This window comes from Komagataeibacter oboediens, assembly GCF_003207815.1.
Classification (GTDB): Bacteria; Pseudomonadota; Alphaproteobacteria; order Acetobacterales; family Acetobacteraceae; genus Komagataeibacter; species Komagataeibacter oboediens.
In genome coordinates, this window is record NZ_NKTX01000212.1 from 1 (window position 1) to 975 (window position 975).

Genomic DNA, 975 nt, shown 5'->3' on the forward strand with positions numbered 1-975 from the left:
GCTGACTGACCTGATGCTTGGTCCACCACCAGCCGCACCGGCGCGATTTGTGCCAACACGTTTCAATCTGGGCCGATAGCGGCCACGGGGTCGCATGGACTGGCAGCAGTTAAAGAAAACCTATCCGCAGGATCAGGATTTGCCCGCGCGCGCAAACCGCCTGACGGCGCTGATGCGGGTGCGTGACTGCACGCAGTATGACGATATTCCGAACCCGTTCAGCAGCGAATACAACGGGGCAGGGGAATACATCCCGCTAGACAAACGCAGGCCGTCCGTTCGCACCAACATGTGCGCGACGGTGGTGGATGAATCCGCCTCGCTGGTGTTTGGCGAGATGCACTGGCCCGCGCTGGCGGCAGAGGATGAAACGGTGCCGGTCGTCATGGCGGCGCTGGACCGGGAATGTGCCCTACCTGCCGTGATGATCGAGGCGGTCATGTCCGGTTCGGTTGGATCGTCGGCCCTTCTGGTTGAGACCGTGGACCGCAAGCCATGCGTTTCGATGCGCGACACCCGTTATCTGACGCCATCATGGGATGCGGCCGGGCAACTGGTCGAAGTGATGGAGTGCTACAAAGTCAAAGGCGCGGACCTCGCTGCGCAGGGCTGGCCCATATCCGGCGATGATATGGCTGCCGCGTTCTGGTGGTGCCGGGAATGGGACCGGATGGAGTGCCGGGTCTATGTGCCGCGCCTCGTATCAGAAGGTATGCCGAGCAGCGTGGACAAAGCGCGCACCACCCAGCACGGCCTCGGCTTCGTGCCGTGGATCTGGATGGCCAACATGGCGCCGCCCGGCATGGTCGATGGTCCCTGCACATTCGAACGTGCCATCGATACGGTCATCGAATGCGATTACCTGCTGTCGCAGTCGGGGCGCGGTCTAAAATACAGTTCAGACCCGAAGCTGGTCATCAAGGCCGGTCAGGCTGATCCGGCAGGCGCGGAAGGCGATGGCGGCACTACTGGCGG

The 975-nt window shown here is 62.5% G+C and carries 1 pseudogene; it reads left to right on the plus strand.

Annotated elements, in window-relative coordinates:
* Window positions 1-139: 139 nt before the first annotated feature.
* A pseudogene (locus CFR80_RS18385) lies at window positions 140-975 on the plus strand (portal protein); the annotation flags it as partial.